This is a genomic window from Halorussus caseinilyticus (assembly GCF_029338395.1).
In the GTDB taxonomy this organism is placed as follows: Archaea; Halobacteriota; Halobacteria; order Halobacteriales; family Haladaptataceae; genus Halorussus; species Halorussus caseinilyticus.
In genome coordinates, this window is sequence record NZ_CP119809.1 from 1,712,051 (window position 1) to 1,729,871 (window position 17,821).

Annotated in this window: 15 protein-coding genes; 8 read left to right on the top strand and 7 right to left on the bottom strand. The window is 67.1% G+C overall.

What is annotated here, in order from left to right:
• Positions 1–130 precede the first annotated feature (130 nt).
• Positions 131–718, top strand: coding sequence for a hypothetical protein (locus tag P2T60_RS08605; protein WP_276282142.1), 588 nt, complete (start codon positions 131–133; stop codon positions 716–718).
• Between the two features lie 89 nt (positions 719–807).
• Here P2T60_RS08605 and P2T60_RS21865 read toward each other — a convergent pair whose 3' ends face one another.
• Positions 808–984: a DUF7556 family protein gene (locus tag P2T60_RS21865; protein ID WP_420028710.1), complete on the bottom strand. Its 177-nt coding sequence runs from the start codon at positions 982–984 to the stop codon at positions 808–810.
• Positions 985–1,128: 144 nt separating this feature from the next.
• Entirely contained in the window at positions 1,129–3,369 is a 2,241-nt protein-coding gene (locus tag P2T60_RS08610; RefSeq protein WP_276282143.1) for a PKD domain-containing protein, read from the bottom strand.
• A 389-nt stretch (positions 3,370–3,758) separates the two neighbouring features.
• Between P2T60_RS08610 and P2T60_RS08615 the strand changes: the two genes are divergently transcribed.
• The 4 genes from P2T60_RS08615 (at position 3,759) to P2T60_RS08630 (ending at position 7,364) form a co-directional block, all read left to right on the top strand.
• Positions 3,759–4,775 (top strand): DUF1616 domain-containing protein, encoded by a 1,017-nt coding sequence (locus P2T60_RS08615; protein ID WP_276282144.1) that lies wholly within the window; start codon positions 3,759–3,761, stop codon positions 4,773–4,775.
• A 7-nt stretch (positions 4,776–4,782) separates the two neighbouring features.
• On the top strand, positions 4,783–5,385 hold the full coding sequence (locus tag P2T60_RS08620) for a metal-dependent hydrolase (protein WP_276282145.1): 603 nt from the start codon (positions 4,783–4,785) through the stop codon (positions 5,383–5,385).
• 50 nt (positions 5,386–5,435) lie between these two features.
• The gene (locus P2T60_RS08625; protein ID WP_276282146.1) at positions 5,436–6,866 is read left to right on the top strand and encodes a hypothetical protein; all 1,431 of its coding nucleotides are present in this window, start codon (positions 5,436–5,438) and stop codon (positions 6,864–6,866) included.
• Positions 6,867–6,977: 111 nt separating this feature from the next.
• Complete coding sequence (locus P2T60_RS08630; protein ID WP_276282147.1) at positions 6,978–7,364, top strand: methylglyoxal synthase; 387 nt, start codon at positions 6,978–6,980, stop codon at positions 7,362–7,364.
• Between the two features lie 263 nt (positions 7,365–7,627).
• On the opposite strand, the gene P2T60_RS08635 is transcribed toward P2T60_RS08630, so the two are convergent.
• The 4 genes from P2T60_RS08635 to P2T60_RS08650 all read right to left on the bottom strand — a co-directional run bounded on the left by P2T60_RS08635 (position 7,628) and on the right by P2T60_RS08650 (position 12,571).
• Complete coding sequence (locus P2T60_RS08635) at positions 7,628–9,289, bottom strand: alkaline phosphatase family protein (RefSeq protein ID WP_276282148.1); 1,662 nt, start codon at positions 9,287–9,289, stop codon at positions 7,628–7,630.
• Positions 9,290–9,531: 242 nt separating this feature from the next.
• Complete coding sequence (locus P2T60_RS08640; RefSeq protein ID WP_276282149.1) at positions 9,532–9,759, bottom strand: hypothetical protein; 228 nt, start codon at positions 9,757–9,759, stop codon at positions 9,532–9,534.
• A gap of 156 nt (positions 9,760–9,915) precedes the next feature.
• Positions 9,916–10,935, bottom strand: coding sequence for a lipid II:glycine glycyltransferase FemX (locus P2T60_RS08645; protein ID WP_276282150.1), 1,020 nt, complete (start codon positions 10,933–10,935; stop codon positions 9,916–9,918).
• Between the two features lies 1 nt (position 10,936).
• Positions 10,937–12,571 (bottom strand): alkaline phosphatase family protein, encoded by a 1,635-nt coding sequence (locus P2T60_RS08650; RefSeq protein WP_276282151.1) that lies wholly within the window; start codon positions 12,569–12,571, stop codon positions 10,937–10,939.
• Between the two features lie 229 nt (positions 12,572–12,800).
• Here P2T60_RS08650 and P2T60_RS08655 point away from each other — a divergent pair, with 229 nt between their 5' ends.
• From P2T60_RS08655 to P2T60_RS08665, 3 genes are all read left to right on the top strand, one after another.
• A complete protein-coding gene (locus P2T60_RS08655; protein WP_276282152.1) occupies positions 12,801–14,339 on the top strand; it encodes a right-handed parallel beta-helix repeat-containing protein in 1,539 nt (512 codons plus the stop codon).
• A gap of 639 nt (positions 14,340–14,978) precedes the next feature.
• The gene (locus P2T60_RS08660; RefSeq protein WP_276282153.1) at positions 14,979–16,268 is read left to right on the top strand and encodes a hypothetical protein; all 1,290 of its coding nucleotides are present in this window, start codon (positions 14,979–14,981) and stop codon (positions 16,266–16,268) included.
• A complete protein-coding gene (locus tag P2T60_RS08665; protein ID WP_276282154.1) occupies positions 16,258–16,485 on the top strand; it encodes a hypothetical protein in 228 nt (75 codons plus the stop codon). Before P2T60_RS08660 ends, P2T60_RS08665 begins: the two co-directional genes overlap by 11 nt.
• A 22-nt stretch (positions 16,486–16,507) precedes the next feature.
• Here P2T60_RS08665 and glmM read toward each other — a convergent pair whose 3' ends face one another.
• On the bottom strand, positions 16,508–17,821 hold the full coding sequence (gene glmM / locus P2T60_RS08670) for a phosphoglucosamine mutase (protein ID WP_276282155.1): 1,314 nt from the start codon (positions 17,819–17,821) through the stop codon (positions 16,508–16,510).

Here is a 17,821-nt window from a genome sequence, read left to right on the forward strand (position 1 = left end):
CGGGGACGACGCTCGACGCGCGCGAGTCGGACGAGCCGAGCCACGCACCAGTTCTCATCACCGCAAAACAATAACTTATTTAACTATTTAGCGAGGACGAGAGGTTACACGAAGTCGGAAGACCGGAACTATGGACGAGGAAGTTCGTCGTGACGAGTTCGACAGTACGATACGACGTGTCGTCGTGATAGCACTCGTTTTCAGTGCCACGACCGGCGGCGTACTCGTCGGCACGGGCGTTCTCCAGCAGTCCCCCGAACGGGACTTCGGGAGGGACGGCGACCACGCGGGGGTGGCCCACGCGAAAATCGTCGGCGGTTCCGCGAACGTCACGGCCAACGGGACGGTCGATTACGTGAACCTGACAGTCGCGCACGGGACCACGGACGTAGACTTCTCCGCAGTCACGATTACGTGGCTCGGTCCCGACAGGAGAGTGACGCTCGTTTACCGGGACGCGCCGACGGCAGACGCGGACGCCCCGAAGAGGGTGGACCGATTCACCGTCGTCCCGATTCGAGACCCGGACACGTCCGCCCCGCTTCTCACCGAGAGCGACAGGTTCGAACTCGTGATGGACGTGACTTCGATTCGGAAACGGCCACTCACGAGCGACCAAAGCGTAGAGTTACGCCTGCTGACCGGAGACGGAATCGTCCGCGTGTATCGACTCACCATCCCGTCTTCGCTCGGTGAACGAGGCGCTGTAGCGGTCTAACGCGTCGAGAATCGATTCGTCCGACAGCGCCGGTTCGCGCGGACGCTGATACCGACAGCGGAGACCGAAGCGACGAACCGGTCGCCGCGTTATCGCCACTGCGAGAGCGTGTTCGACTTCTCGAAGGGCATCGCTAGATACGCCTCGTCGTTCGACACGTCGGCGATGACAGTCGTGCGCTCGTCGTCGCTGTCGTCGACAGCGAACATGACTTCTCCCTCTTCGAACGATTCGTCGAGGTCCGTGGTGGGGATGGTCCAACTCAGGGTAAATCACCGTCGTTCGGTTCGACGTACTACCCACTGGTCGCGGTACGCCCTTTAGTATACACCACCGTTCCGACCGTAACGGGAGGTTACGGCGTTCGTACCGTCGACAAAACGGTTCGAAACGAACCTTCCGGGGCCGTTTCACCCCCAGAGTCGGCCAGCGAGGAGTGCGGCCCCGACGAGTGAGACCAGTACCGCGCCGACGCCGAATCCGGGGACGCCGCCGTCGGCGTCCGTCTGCGTACCGGTCGTCGGTCCGTCGCCCTGCGCGCGCACTTCAACCTGCACGTCCTTGCTCACCGACGCGCCGTACTCGTCTTCGACGACCACCGTCACCGTCTTCGTCCCGGCCGACCCGAAACTGTGTTCGACCGACTGGCCCGTCACGCTCGCGTCACCGAACGTCCACGTCACGGTGACGTTGCCCACGTCGTCGCTCACGTCGGCCGAGAACTGCTCTGCTTTCCCGACCGTCGCGGTGTCGGGCGTCCGAACGCCGACTTCCGGCCGGTCGTTGACCACGAGGGTCGCCGTCGCGGTGTCGCGCAGTCCCGACTCGTCGGTGACTGTCAGGTTCACCGTGCGCTCGCCGGGACTCTCGAAGCTGAACCTCGCGCGCTCGCCGGTCGCCGACCGGTCGCCGACCGACCACTCGTAACTCGCTAGCGTCGCGTTCCCGGCCAGCGACCCGTCCGCCGACAGTTCGACCGACTCCCCGACCGGCACCGACTCGGCGGCGTCGATGCTCGCGGTCGGTGCGGGCACGTCAGTCACGGCCAGCGTCCCCGCGCCGTCGGTCTCCGCCGCGAGAACCGCGGTCCCGTTCGTCTCCGAGACGACCGTCGTTCGGCGCACCGACCAGTTGTCGCCCTCGCCCGTCCGCTGGGCGACTCGCACGTCCGAGAGGTCGGCCTCGACCGCTTCGGTCCGAACCGTGAACTCAACGCGCGCCGACCCCTCGGGCGCGCCGGTGCCGTTCATCGTCACCGCGTAGAGGGGGTCGCCGGGCGGCGAGAGCGCCGAGAGGTCGGTCCGCTCGGCCACCGCGAGGACGCCCGAGACGTTCGCATCCGAGAGCGTGACCGCCCGGACCGGCGACCCGTCGAATCGCACTGTCGTCCCGGACTCGTCAGCGTCGGCGTCTTCGATGGCCGCGACTGCGGGGCCACCGACCCGGACGACCCACCCGTCGCGGTTGTCGCCGTAACTCGTGGACTCGCCGACCGCGAGGTAGCCTCCGCCGTGACCCTCCACGACCGGCCAGAGTTTGTCCCAGTAGTTCTCGCCGAAGGTTCGTTGCCAGTCGCGCTTACCTGCGGCGTCGGTCTTCATGACCCATCCGTCCGCGCCCGCGTCACCGAGGACGTGTTTCGTGCCCGAGGCGACGTATCCGCCGTCGGGGTCGTCGTGAATCCCGAAGAAGGCGTCGGACTTGTCGGTGCCGTAGGTGCGCTCCCATCGCTTCTCGCCGTCGCCGCCAATCTTCAGCAACCAACCGTCTTCCCCGCCGTTGCCCCGACTCGCGGTCCGCCCGGCGAGGACGAACCCGCCGTCGGACGCCGCCGTCGCGTCGTGAACCCTGTCGAGTTCGGCCCCGCCGTAGGTCTCGCTCCACTCCACGTCGCCGTCGCCGTCGGCCCGAAGCACCCACGCGTCGGCCGGGTCCGCGGAACTCCCCTCGGTGGTTCCGGTCAGGAGTAGTTCGTCGTCGACCGTCACGAACACCGAGTTGACGTACTCGTCGGCACCCGAGCGACCAGTCTCGTAGGTCTCGCTCCACTGCTCGTTCCCGCTGGCGTCCACTTCCATCAGCCAACCTTCGGCGGACCCGCCGTCGTCCTGCCACCCGCCGACGTAGGTCTTGCCCTCGGAGCTCGCGACCGACCAGAACGCTCCGGCCTCGCGTTCGCCGTAGGTCCGTTCCCAGCGCTTCTCGCCGTCGGAACCGAGTTTCATCAGCCACCCTCGCCACGGTTCCCCGGACTCTTCGGTCGCCATCCCGACGACGAGATAGCCGTCTTCGACGCGTTCTACGTCGTAGATTCGGTCGGTTCCCGGCCCGCCGTAGGTGTTCTCCCACGTGGTTCGTCCGGCCCGGTCGAGCATGGCGACGTAGCCGTCGTCGTGGCCGTCGTCCGCCGAACTGTTCGACCACCCGACCACGAGGTAGCCGTCGTCCACTTTCAGACCGGTCGCCAGTTTGTCGTCGTCGCCGCCGCCGAGCGTCCGCGTCCATCGCTCGGACGGGGCGGACGACTCGCCGGGCGAGTCGTCCGCGGAGTTGCCCGCGTCGTCGGGTGCGCTCGCGGCCACGGCCGGTCCGGTAATCGGGGCCGCGACGACGAGCAAGGCGAACACGGTCGCCCAAACCGCTCGTTTCACGCTTCCGTCCTCCGTTCGGGAGTCGCTCTATCGTCGTTCGAGAACATGGTATTGGATGGTTTCGGGGTTTTATTCCCCCGTTGTAGTCGCTCTCTCCGGTCAGAGAACGCCGGAGCGAACGTTAGTTCGTATGTGTCGCCGTCCGAGCCTTTGTTATACGTGCGTTGAAAGCGAGTAATCGCCACCTGACCGTCGTTTCGTCGGGTCTCGAACCCCCGAAGGCGGCGACGTTGAGAGCGTCGCAACTGTCTCCAAACGTCGGTAGCCCGGAGCTATACCCCCACAGTCGCCAGATAACAAAGTGGCAACCTCGCGTTTGCCGACGTAATGAGCCGTCGAACCGCCTTCGGTCGGTCTCGAACGAACGTCGTCGCCTCGCCGAACCACTCATGAGTCACGAAACGCCCGACGGGACGCTGGTCGAGCGACTCGCGCGTCCGGCGCTCCCGGTAGACTTGCTGGCGGTCGTCGGTTACGCCGCAGTCGCGGTGGTCGTTCTGTCCCAACCCGGCGTGTACGGGTCTCCGCTGGCAGTTGCTGTCGGCCTGCCGTTGCTGTTGTTCGCGCCGGGGTACGCGCTCGTCTCGTTGCTATTCCCCGGCGCGGTCCCCGACGACGCCGCGAGCGGTCGGACCCTCACCGAGGTCCGCCAGCACGGACTGGTCGAGAGCGAACGCGCCGCGCTCGGGTTCGGTCTCAGCGTGGCGCTCCTGCCGCTCGTCGGGGTCGCACTCGCGCTCTCGCCGTGGACAATCGCGCCCGCGACTGTCCTGCTGTCGGTGGCGGGACTGGCGGCCGGACTCTCGGTCGCCGCGGCGGTTCGGCGACTCCGGCGTCCGGCCGACCGGCGATTCTCGCTTCCGATTCGAGCGTGGTCCGCGAGCGGTCGCCGGGCCGTCTCCACCGGGTCGCTGGCCGACCGCGCCGTCAACGTCGGACTCGCGGCGGCCGTCCTCGTCTCGTTCGCCGCGATGGGCTACGCCGTCGCCGCGCCGGGGGGCGGACAGGAGTTTACCGGCGTCTCCCTGCTCTCGCAGAACGAGACCGGCGAACTCGTCGCCGACGACTACCCGAAGGAATTCCAGCGAGGCGAGAGCAGGCCACTGGTAGTCGAACTGAACAACCGCGAGGGCGAGCGCACAGACTACTCGGTCGTGGTCGAACTTCAGCGAGTCAGGCAGTCGGGCGACGGGAGCGCGAAGGTGCTACAGGAGCGAACGCTGGCGACGTTCACGCCGACGGTCGGCGCGGGCCAGCAGTGGCGGACCACCCACGAGGTGACGCCGACGATGACCGGCCGGAACCTCCGGTTGGTCTACCTCGTCTACGAGGGCGAACCCCCGGCGGAACCGACCACCGACAACGCCTACCGACGCGTCCACGTCTGGGTGAACGTGACCGCGTAGCTCTCTCATGTGGCCGTGGGAACACCTCGCAGTCGGCTATCTCTGCTACTCGCTTTCGGTCCGCGCGCTCGGACGCACCGCGCCGCGCGCGTGGCCGGTCGTCGCAGTAGCCCTCGGCACGCAGTTCCCCGACCTCGTGGACAAGCCGCTGGCGTGGACGTTCGGCGTCCTGCCGTCGGGTCACTCGCTGGCCCACTCGCTGTTCGCGGCACTCCCGGCCGCGGCGCTCGCGGTCACGCTCGCGTGGGCGCTCGGGCGGCCGAGGGTCGGCGCGGCGTTCGCATTCGGCTATCTCAGCCACCTGCCGGGCGACGTGTTCTATCCGGTTCTCGTCGGCGGCGTCCCGAACTACGACTTCCTGTTCTGGCCGGTGGTTCCGGCGTCGGCGTCCGAGACGAGCGTCGGGTTCGCCGAGATGGTCCGGACGCTGTTCGCCCGATACGTCTCGGAGTTGGCGGGCGGGGAGGTGTCGGCGTACGTCGCGGTCGAACTCGGCCTGCTGGCGTCGGTCGTCCTGCTGTGGGTGGCCGACGGCGCACCGCCGTTCGGGTCGCTGTGGTCGTGGCTCCGTCGCCGAGGCAGGCCGACCGAGACCGAAGCCTCCCCGTAGCGGGCCACAGGCCGACCATAACAAAGGTATCGACTATCGGAGAGGAAGGCGTGAACGGTGACGAGCGTTCGGCGACGAGGCGCGCGTATCTCCGCGCCGTCGGAGCGACGGCGACGGCCGGATTGCTGGCGGGGTGCGGCGAGTTCGGGACCGAGACCACGCGGGAGACGACCGAGACGACGGCGCGCGAGACGCCGCGTGAAGTCGGGACCGCGGAGACGACTTCCCGCGGCGACCCCGAGCGACGGGAGACGACCACCGCCGAACTGGTCGAGGCCGCGGACTACGGAACCGTAGTGAACGTCGCCGACGCGGGCGCGGACCCGACGGGCGGGAAGCCAATCGACTCGATTCTCGACGGGCGAACCGGCGACGACACCCTGCTGTACTTCCCGCCGGGACGGTACCGACTCACCGAGTGGCGAGCGACCGGCTATCGGAACCTCGGCGTCGTGGGCGAGGACGCCGCGCTCGTTCCCCCCGAGGGCGAGCAGAACTACTGGCTGATGTGGGGCGACCTCCGGGACTTTCTGTTCGCGGGGTTCACCATCGACTGTCGCGGCGAGAACGTCGCGCCCATCACCCACCTATCGGTGTCGGGCGGCACCAACGTCGTCCGGGACGTGACGGTCCGGGGCCACCGTCCCGCGGCGACGACGGCCCTCGAAGTCGAGGCGGTGGCCCCGGACGCGACCCTCCGGTTCGAGAACCTCTCGATGCCCGACGGGTCGGCGAACGGCCACGCGATTTACGTCTACCCCGAGAGCGTCGGCCGGTTGACCTTCCGGAACTGCCGGGTCGAACACTGGAAGGAGGGCCTGTACGCCGCGTACCACTCCGGACCGCTCCGGGTGATTGGAGGCTACTACGCCAACAACGGCATCGAGCAAGTCCGCGTCGGCGGCGGGACGGCGGGCGCACTCGTCCGGGGCGTGACCGTGCGCGTGGACAACCCGAGACGGCCCCGGAACAAGCCGAACATGCGTGGTATCTGGGCCGAAGAGGGCGGATTCGTCCGCGTCGAGAACTGCGACATCGCCGTCACCGACCTCACGGGCACCTACAGTTCGGGTGGCATCGTCGTGGGACGGCAGTTCGGCGAGGCGGTGGTGGAGAACACCCGGATTCGGACCGACACCGACGCCTACGCCCTCCACGTCCGGAACCCCATCGAGAGCATGCGCGGCCAGCGCATCCCGAGCATGGAGTCGCTCCCGTCGCGGACGCGCTTCACGGCCCGAAACGTCCGGATAGTCGGCACTGCGAGCGACGGCACCGCGGTCCGGGCCAACCGCCGGGACGACTGTCGCTTCGAGAACGTCTGCGTCCGCCACCCCCGCGGGTCGCGCCACGGCGTCTCGGTGGCCCACTCTGAGGGGTGTTCGGTCCGGAACTCGACCATCGACGTGACCGGCGAGGCGATTCGGAGCGAGGACGCGACGGTGACGACCAGCGGCGTCCGAACCGACGGGTCGTGCTAGCCGAGGTAGAGGACTATTTTTTCGTTGCGAAAGAAATCATTTTGTTTCTCAAAGCACGCCAGAAGTTTCTCTATAGCGTACGCTTTTGTCCCTGCACACAGACGAACGGGTATGCCCCGAGTCGCACTCATCGCGCACGACGACGAAAAACCGGTCGTGGTCTCGCTGGCCCGCGAGTACGAGTCGGTCCTCTCGACGTTCGACCTCGTGGGAACCGGCACGACCGGCGAGCGAATCACCGAGGAGACCGGTCTCGCGGTCGAACGCAAGGAGTCGGGACCAATCGGCGGCGACACCCAAATCGGCGCGGAGGTCGTGGAGGGCGACATCGACGGCATCGTCTTCCTGCGCGACCCGCTGACCGCCCAACCCCACGAACCGGACATCACCGCGCTGTTGCGCCTCTGTGACGTTCACGACGTGCCGATGGCGACGACCCGCACCTCGGCAGAGTACCTGTTAGACGGACTGGCCGACGACGCCGGGCACGAGGGGTAGGGACTAGAGCATAGCTTCGGACTCGAATATGGCGGTGGGAACCGGTTCGGAGAACAGTACGAGAACTCCGACGAGAGAACTAGCGTCGGGCTTGAACCAATCAAAACCGCCCAGCACCGCACCGCAACCGCGGGCCACGCCCTCCCCAACCGATTCCTTCACTCGCTTCGCTCGTTCAGTCATCCCTCGCACGAGTTGGCGGACCACGAGGGTCCGCCAGCGCGCGCCGGTGAAAACGGGAAAATCCGCCCTCGGCGGACCCCTCAGATGTAGCCGAGGTCGCTGAGTCGCTCCTCGACCGACCCGTCGTCGGTCGGGTCCTCGGCCGCGTCGGTTCCGAACGGGACTTCGCCGTAGTCGGCCCGCGAGACCGACGCCGAGAGCAGGCCAGCGGGCACCTCGCCGGTCATCCGGGCGGGCACGTCGAGACCCGCGGACGCCATCGCAATCGGGGCTACGTCGGTCAGCGAGAAGCGGTCGGGGACGGCGGCGGGGTCGGCGTCCTCGAACGCCGGACCCGCGGCGACGAACACCCCGTCTCGCTGGTGGTCGTGGTCGTCTACCGGCACGAACCGCTGGCCGATGAGGTTCGTGCTGAGGACGTGGTTCATCTCCGCGGGCATGAACAGCACGTCGCAGGCGTACTCGGCGTACGGCCCGTCGTACACGTCTTCGCGCCGCCGGACCCACTCGAAAACCGGGTCGTCGTCGGGCGTCCGAAGGTTCGAGAGCGTCCGAATCAACTCGTCGCGGACCCCCTCGTACTCCTCGGGCGTGACGACGCCCGCGGGTTCCCGGCCCGCCAGATTCACCCGGACGCCGAGTTCGACGCTCCGGCAGTAGGCCGTCGAGTTCGCCCAATCGACGCCCTCGCTGGCGGCCGACACCGCCTCGTAGGGCAGGACCTCCGAGAGGAAGTCGCCGACGCCGAGGCGCGTCGCCAGCGCGTAGGCGTCGCCCGGCGAAATCCCGACCCGGCCGAGGGTGGCCGTCGCCGCCGAGACGACCTGTCCGGTGACGGAGCGAGTGCCGGTCGCGCCGCCCCCGGCAACGTCGTCCGCCGCTTTTCCGGTCAGCGTGGCCTTCTCGGTCATCAGACTCGGCCCCGACGAGTCGGTCGTGGTCTCGACGAACCCGGCGTCACGCAGAATCTCGTTGATGTAGACGGTGTAGCCATCGACCCGGCCCATGCCGTGGTCCGAACAGACCACGACGTTGGCCTCGCTCGCGGCCTCGCGCACGCGCCCGAGTACGTCGTCCGCACGCTCGTACGCCCGCCTGAACGTCGCGCGGTCGTCGAACTCGTGGAACACCGTGTCGGTCTTCTGGACCTGTACGATTGCGACCCGCCAGTCGTACTCGGTCAGCAGGTACTCGGCGGCCGCCCCGCGCATCCGAATCAGGTCGAGCGAACTCCCGCGCTCGTCCTCGCACTCCTCGCTGGTCTCGGCCGCCGAGTAGATGCGGTACTCCTCGCCGAGAGCGTTCGACAACTCGTCGCGGACGCCCTCCGGGTATCCGGCGTCCTCTTCGTGAGCGAGATACCCCGGCACGAGGACGCCTTCGACCGGTTCGGCGGGGTGCGTGACCGGGACGTTCAACACGACCACTGGCTCTTCGAGCGCGGTCAGGTAGTTCCAGACGGCGGGTTTCCGAACGTGGTCGCGCGTGACCAACACGTCTTCGTCGGGGTAGTCGTCGGTGTGGTGGAAGAAGCCGTAGACCCCGTGGTGACTCGGGTCGGTGCCGGTGTACATCGACGGCCACGCGCTCCCGGTCCACGGCGGAAACGTAGACTCGAGCGGTGCCTCGACGCCGGACTCCCGAAGCGCCGCGAAGTTGGGGAGCGACGACTCGAAGCGGTCGAGGTAGTCGAAATCTAATGCGTCGAATCCGAGAACGACCGTGTTGTGTTCGTTCGACATCGGTGTCTCGCGGCCGGTGTTTTCGCGACCGCTGTCGGAGACGACTACGACGCCGCGCGGTATTGTTGTCGGGCGCTTAGCCCCCACACATTGGACGTTTAACAACTTCTGTTGCAGTTGATTGCGGCGGCTGGTCGGGCCGAACGGACGCGCGACCCGCGCCGACCGCAGACCGACGAGCGAAGTGGCTGACGCCACCTGCGGCCGATTACGGCCGACCTGAACGCGCCGACAGTCCGGGATTACCACGGCACCGGAACGATTCCGAAGTACGCGAGAGCGAGGACGAACAGGACGACGAGTACCACCTTGGCGAGGCGGCCGCCGGAGTTGGTCTCGACGACGAGTTTGACGCCTTCGAGTTCGCCCAGCGTCGGAACGCTCGCGCGTTCGACGCGCAGACGCAGTTTCGCCCACACGAGGCTGGTCGGGTCGGTCTCGGGTTTCGAGTCGGAGTCTTTGGAGGTCATTGGTTCGGGGACCGGAGTCGTTTCCCTCTCGGTACCCACCCCGTCACGGCGAGACGCCGCGAGAGCAACGAACCAATCGAGGACGGAGCGGTCGCTTCCGTCGATAGTTAACATACCTCGTGGAAGAAAATAAAACCTTCGTCGGTTGCGGACAGTTCAACGAATCTTCTTGTAGACGCTCGACAGGGCGTTAGTGACCCGAGAGCCGTTCTCCATGCTGTAGTACGACCGGAGTTCGGGACCGAACTTGGCCTTGTAGCCACAGAGTCGCTCCTCGTTCGCGCCCACGAGGTCGTAGTTCTCGACGCCGCGGTCCATCGCGTCGGTCATGATGGCCCAGTCCACGAGGTCGTTGACCGGCAGGTCGTGGTCGTGTTTCGCGCCGCCCTGCCACCGATACACGGTGTCGCCGAACTCCAGCCCAATCATCCCGCCCGCGACTTCGCCGTCGATTTCGCAGGCGTAAGGCCGGACCGCGCCCTCGGGCAGTCGCTCGTAGAGGTCGGTGACGAACGCGGACGTGACGCCGTAGCTCTCGTCCTGTTCGTCGTGGCGCGCCCGGACCTGCGAGACGATAGCCTCGATTTCGTCGGGACCGCCCTCGTAGATGCGGTAGTCGCCCTCGGTCCGGATGTTGTTCCGGGCGTCACTCGAGAACGACATCAGCACGTCGTCTTCGCCCGGCGTGAGGTCAACCGAGTAGGTGTGACGCACGTCGATGTCGAAGTCGGCCCACTCGAAGGGTCGCACGTCACGATAGTCCGGACCGGGCCGAACCAGCGTGAACTTGGGGTTCAGTCGCTGGTCTATCCAGTCGAGACACCCCTGCACGAACCGCTTGTTCCGGCGCTCGCGCTTGCGGCGCTTGAGTTTCCGGTGGTTCAACAGCGCCGGTCCCGCGTACGTGACCCAGAGACCCGGCGCGGGCGAGAACGCCATCGTCATCCCGCCCTTTCGAGTCTCGAAGACGGGAAACACCCCCACGGGTTCCTGTCCCTTGTAGCCGACGAGCGGGTGGACCCGAGCGTTCGCGTGGTCGGCCTGCACCGCGAGCGACTCCCGATAATGGAAGACGCTGGCCTGTGGCGACCGGTCCACGAGGTCGTTCCAATCGTGGTGTTCGAATTCCGTTACACGTCCGATAGTGATACCCTTCTGCTCTACTGTCACACTCATGTTATTCGAGATAACCGAGGTCCGCGAGTCGCGCTTCGACGTTTCCGTCGTCGGTCGCTTCCTGTTCGCCCGCGTCGAACGCGGGGTACGATTCCGTGCCGACCGCCTCCACCGCCGGGAGAACCGACCCGTCCATCCGGTCGGCCGCCGGAACCCCCATCGTCGCCAGCACCGTCGGGGCCACGTCGAAGAGGTGGGCCTCCGAGAGGTCCGCGCTCGTCGTTACACCCTCGCCCGAGAGCGCCACGATGCCCTCACGCTTGTGGTTGTACGGTTCGCTCGGCGGCGCGAACCGGCCGTCGCCCACGCGCGTCGAGAGGAACTCGTCGTACTCGCGCGGGACGGTAATCACGTCGGGGGCCTCCTCGACGTACGGCCCGGAGAACACCTCCTCGCGGTGGGCGACTCGTTCGAACACCGGCTTTCCGTCGGGCGTCTCGACGCCCGACAGCAGGTCCACGAGGTCCGCACAGAGTCGGTCGTACTCGCTCTCGGGCACGACCCCCTCGGGTTCCCGGCCCGCAAGGTTCACCCGGACGCCGAGTTCGATTCGGTCGCGCATGTACGCGCGCGAGGCCGGGAAGTCCACCTGCTCGGACCCGGCGCGGGCCACCTCGGTCGGGACGCGCGCGGCCACGAAGTCCGCGAGACCCACCGCGTCGAGGGCCGCCCGGATGCGTTGACTCGTCACGCCGACGCTAGCGAGGGCCGCTACGCCGCGTTCGAGGAGCGCCGGGTCGTCGTCGGACTCGACTTTCCCCTCCTCGCCGTCCTGCAACTGGTTGTCGGCGATGGTGGACCACGTTGGCATCCCCTCGCCCTCGGTGGTCGTCTCGACCAGTCCGCGCTCGCGGAGGAACTCGTTGGGTCGGAACTCGCGGCCGGTGTACTCGCCCATGCCGTGGTCGCTGGCAACGACCACGGTATCGGGATTGCACTCGTCGAGGATGGTGCCGACCTGCCGGTCCACCGCCTCGTAGACGGTCCGGACCTTCCGGTGGTCGCCGGGGAACTCGTGGAAGACGGTATCGGTCTGCTGGAACTGGACGAAACCGAACTCGGGGTCGAAGCGGTCGGCGAGATACCGGAACGCCCGGCCCCGCATCTCGACCAGTCGCTCGTACCACTCGACTTTCTCGCGGCCGTCGGCGTCCCGCGGGGCGTACACCCGATAGTCGCCGACTTCCTCCCGAATCTCGTCCAACAGTCCCGGCGGGTGGCAGTCGGGGTCCTCGGGCGCGGTGTAGCCCGGAACGACCGCGCCGTCGATTTCCCGCGGCGGGTGGGTCACCGGCGCGTTGACCACGACGCTGGATTTGCCGTGGTGGTCGAGGTGTTCCCAGAGAGTTCGCTCCCGGACGTGGGTCGCGTTCACCACGTCCCAGTCGTAGCCGTCGAACGTGAGGAAGCCGAATACGCCGTGCTTACCGGGGTTGACCCCGGTGTAGAGAGAGGGCCACGCGCTCGGAGTCCACGGCGGAATCTGGGACTCCAGCGCATCGGACGCCCCCGTCTCGACTACCGACTCCAGATTCGGGACCGCATCGGCCTCGAACAGCGGACCAAGCACGGACCGACACCCGGCGTCCAACCCGACCAACAGCGTCTGCATGCTCGTCTGCGGGTAGTCAGCCATGTACCGTCTACCACCGTTCGTTCGGTCTTTGTTATGGGCCGTCTGTCACCCGACAAACAAGACCTATCGGTGGAACGGTGGATTAAGTCCGTGTTACCCGTGGGAAAGCAACAGTTTCCGACGCTTCGTTACGACCGTTTCACAGACGGCCGTTACACTTAAATCAGTAATGTAGCATTGAACGGAAGTCGGAACCTTTAAGAATAGATAGGCTCGCATTGAAAATCACATGGCACGCGACGAGACGGCACGCGAACGCAGTTCGGAAGAATCGCTCCTCAACCGACGCTCGTACCTCAAGCTTGCGGGTGCGGCGGCCGCGTCGGTCGCCGCGGCAGGCGCATCGAGCAGTTCCGCGAAGGCGGCGTCCTACGACACCATCAAGGTGCCCGCCAACTCGAAGAAGACCATCAAGGTCGGTCCCGGCGAGACGTTCGAGAACAAACTCATCGACATCACGGCCGACGGCGCGCACGTGAAGCTTCTGACCGAAGGAAGCGGCTGGACGGTCCGAAACGTCGGCGTGAAGGGCCAGAACAACAACATGAGCGGGACGTACGGCACGTTCTACCTCCGATGCACCGAGGAGGGCGAAGGGTTGGCCGAGAACATCTACCTTGGCGACGGCGCGGTGGACCGATGCGGTCACGCCGCGATGTCCGACTGGGACAACCACGGGACGGTCACGATTCGCAACATTCACGTTCAGGGCTGGGCGGCCGACGGGATGTACATGTCCCACGCGGGCGTCTCGAAGAGTCACGGCATGGGCGAAACTCACGTCGAGAACGCCTTCCTCAAGAACAACAACATCGAGAACTGTCGGCTCGGCACGCCCGGCAGTTACATCAAAGACAGCGTAATCCACGTCGAGAGCCAAGACGCCGTCTCCTCGAACCAGTCCGGACAGGTCAACGCCCGCGGTCTCTGGTTCAAAGAGCAGTCGGGCATGAAGGCCATCAACTGCGACATCTCGGTTACAGGCTCCCACGCGGTGTTCGCCAGCGACAGCGGGTCGGGCACGCTGGAGAACTGCCGCGTGGAGGGTCCCGTCACCGGGCCGGTCGAACAGGTGAACGTTTCGGGCAGTCCCGACACCTCGCCGCCCGCCAGCGTCCCGATGTCGGCCGAGGAAGCCGCCTCCGGCAAAATCGACTCGTCGGACGGCACGACTTCGCCCTCCTCGGGCGACGGCCAGCAGTCCGGCGACCAGCAGTCCGGCGACTCGACCGACGGACAGGGCGACCTGCTCGAACTCGTCGCCGCCGACGACGCCTCGAAGGTCAAGTATGAGTTCACGGTCGAGGGAAGCGCCCGGAAGAAGACTTCCGGCGACCCCACCGCGGAGGCGGGCGACAGCGTGACCGACAACGGCGACGGCACGGTGACAGTCTCCGGCGTCGCGGGCAACGGCTACGGCGACGCCTTCTTTGTGGACGGGGCCATCACGTCGATGAATCTGGACGAGAGCGTCTGGACCCTCCGCTACGCCGGTAGCGAGGTCAACGCGGACGACCTGACCCTCCCGAACAAACTGGTCGTAGACGGCGGCAACCGGCCCCGGCAGGCCTGTGACTACTCCTTCGAGGTCAGCGGCGCGGTCCGCAAGAGTACCGACCTCGGGTCGGTCCAGAAGAGCGACACCGTTTCGGACGGCACGGTTACCGGTACCGTGTTCGGCGGTAAGGACGGCTACCGGTTCTCCGGCGAAGTCACCGGTTTCGACCTCGACGGTCCCGCCAACATCAGCGTCGAAGACGGGTCCTAACCCGCGTTCGGCGCGTCCCCCGACTGACGCTCGGCGTCCTCCCTCGTTCGGCACTCCCCCACGCGACTCCCGTTCGACACGCCTGCGACACCCCGCTTCGCGCCCGCCCTCCGCGACTCCCCCTCGCTTGCGACGACGGGTCTCGGTGCCCTTCTTCCGAGACCTGACCCTTCGAAATTCGTTTCTTGAGATACTTTTACAGTTCTTTGAGACATATTTCTATTTTCTAGAGAACGGTAGAGACGTGTCTATCGAAGTTCCACCGCGCGCCGTCCGCGACGAATCGACCGATTCGTCGCGGACGACCGACCCCGGTCGGTCGCGTCGGTTCGCGTATACCAACTGGACCCGTCGCGCACCGCCGCCGACCGACTAGCGGTTAGCGCGCCGAACAGAGGACGAACCTGTCACTTCAGTCACCGTTGCGCGACGTTTCACGCGGACCGGCGGCCGGAAATGAGGGCTTACCGCCGAGCGTCGGCAGGGGAGAACTTACCTCGGAGCGGTCCGTCGGGACGAACGGACGGGAACGAGAACCGGTCGGTCCTCCCACCGGGGAAATTGGAACTTAAATCAGTAAGCTAGCATTGAATGGAAGTCGGTACCTTTTTCAACCGGTAATGATGCATTGAAGACTGCATGGCACGCGACGAGACGGCACGCGACTCCGAATCCGAAACGGCCCCCCTCGACCGGCGTTCGTACCTCAAGCTGGCGGGCGCGGCCGCGGCGACAGTCGTCGGGGCCAGAACCGCGGCGGCCGCCAGTGGGTCGTCCTACGACACGATTACGGTTTCCGCTGGCGAGACCCGACGCATCTCCGTCGGTGACGGCGAGGCGTTCGAGAACGAACTCGTCGACATCACCGCCGACGGCGCGAGCGTCGTCCTCACGGCGTTCGCCGACGACTTCACCGTCCGCAACGTCGGCATCGAGGGCGTCCACCCCGGCGAAGAGAACTTCCTGAAGGTGTGCGTCCCGAGCGCGGGAGCGACCGGTCTCGTGGAGAACGTCTACCTCGGCGACGGCGCAGTGGCAGGTTCGAAAGGCGGTATCTACGTCCACTACGACCCCGGACACGAGGGCGAACTCACGTTCCGGCGGGTCAACGTGGCTCACTCCTCGAACAACGGACTCTACGGGTCGGCCCCCGGCCACCGCGGTCAGTCCGGACTCGTCCACGTTGAGGACTCGTACTTCAACTCCAACAACATCGCGAACGTCCGACTCGGCTCCTCCGCTGGCACGAGCCACGTCCGGAACACGACCATCCACGTGGACGATTCGGTCAACGGTTGCGAGACGAACTGCTCGTCGCCCGGCGCGGTCAACGCCCGCGGCGTCTGGGCGTGGGACGGACCGGTCGAACTCCACGACTGGGACGTGAAGACCGGGAGTTACGGCTCCGCGCTCGCCACCCGCGACGGCGGTTCCATCGAGCAAAACGACTCGCGCATCGGGAGCGCCGCCGACACCTCCCCGCCCGAGGGCGTCCCCACCTCCGCCGAGGAAGCCGCCAGCGCGTCCTCGACTTCCTCCAGCGACTCCGGTGGCGACGGGTCGTCTTCCTCCGGTGACTCGTCTTCCTCCGGCACACTCCTCGAATTCGTCTCGGCCGACGACGCCGCCGACCTCCGGTACGAGTTCACCGTCGAGGGCAACGTCCGCAAGCGCACCTCGGGCACGGACTCGGGCTACGTCGCCGAGAGCGGCGACAGCGTGACCGACAACGGCGACGGCACGGTGACAGTCTCCGGCGACGCGGCCAAGAGCGCCGACCTCGGGTCGGTGCAGGGCGGGGACGCCGCGGACGGAGGCGACGCATCCGGCGAGGTGTGGAACGGTCGGGACGGCTTCCGGTTCTCGGGCGAAATCACGCAGTTCAGTCTCGAAGGCTCGACCGTCGTGGAGGTGCAGGATGGCTCCTAAGAACGCCCAAGACGCGACCGAGGGCTGGCAGGAGGTCCCCCGCGACCCGGAACCGTCGGACCTCGGCTACGAGATGGACGACTGGGAGGTCATCCGCGCCCGGAAGAACGACCGGGGCCACCTGATGTTTCTCCCCGAACAAGAGGACATGCTCCGCGAGGAGGCGTTCATCGTCGCCGACGCCTGTTCGGTGTGCGACGTGATAGACCGCATCTGAGAGTCAGCGACCCCCGCCGACGCTACCGACTCGCGTCTTCTACCAGCGCCCGGGCTTCCGCGAACAGTTCGTCGGTCCGCGCTTCGCTTCTGGCCTCCGCCGTCACCCTGACCAGCGGTTGGGTCCCGCTGGCGCGCACGAGGAACCACCCGTCGTCGGTCCCGACGCGCACGCCGTCCATCGTGGCCACGTCGTCGTAGGCCGCCGTAACCTGCTCGCGGACGCGCTCTACGACCGCCTCTTTCTGCCCGGTCTCGACGCTCCCGCGCCGGAGCGGGTAGCTCTCGACTTCCCCGACCAGCGCGTCGAGCGACCCCTGACGGGAGACCAGTCCCGCGAGCCGACACGCCGCCAGCGGACCGTCGGGACAGAGCGTCTCGTCGGGCCAAATCCACGCGCCGCTGGGTTCGCCGCCGAAGGCGACCCCGGCGTCGGTCGCGCGCTCGGCCACGTACACGTCGCCGACGCGCGTTCGCGAGACCGAGACGCCCTGCGATTCGAGCAGGTCCGCGACGGTCAGACTCGTGTCCACCGGGACCGCTACCTCGTCGCCCGGACTCGCGGCTTCGCGGGCGAACAGCGCGAGCAGGAGGTCGCCCGAGACGAACTCGCCGCGACCCGTTACCGCCCGCATCCGGTCGGCGTCCCCGTCGTGGGCGATGCCGAGGTCCGCGTCCGTCGCTCCGACGAACTCCGAGAGCGCCCGGCAGTTCTCGGCGGTGGGTTCGCTCGGTCGGGCGGGAAACGACCCGTCGGGCCGGTCGTCGAGCGTCCGGACCTCGTGGCCGAGTCGCCGGAGCGCCTCGGCGGTGACGCCGCCCACGCCGTTTCCCACGTCCACGGCGATAGAGAGGTCGCCGGGCGCGGCCCCGCGAACAAGCGCCCTCGCGTGGCGCTCGGTCGCCTCGTTCCACTCGCCGACCTCGCCGAGTTCGTTCCACGCTCGTAATTCAAAGTTCTCTGCGCGCACGCGCGAGGCGATTGCCTCGCGCTGGCGCTCGCCGAACGCCTGTCCCGAGGGGTTCCAGAGCTTCAGGCCGTTGTCCGGGGCCGGGTTGTGGCTCGCAGTCACCATCAGTCCGGCGTCCGCGTCCACCCACCCGACGCTCCGGGACACCGTCGGGGTCGCCACCTCGCCGAGGCGAACCGCGTCCGCGCCGCACTCCCGGAGACCCGAAACCGCGGCGTCGGCCAGCATCTCGCCGCTCTCGCGGGCGTCTCGTCCCACGACCACCCGGTCGTAGCCCTCGCTGGCCACGGCCCGGCCGACCGACAGCGAGAGGTCGCAGGTCACTTCGTCGCCGATTCGTCCGCGGATGCCACTGGTTCCGAACAT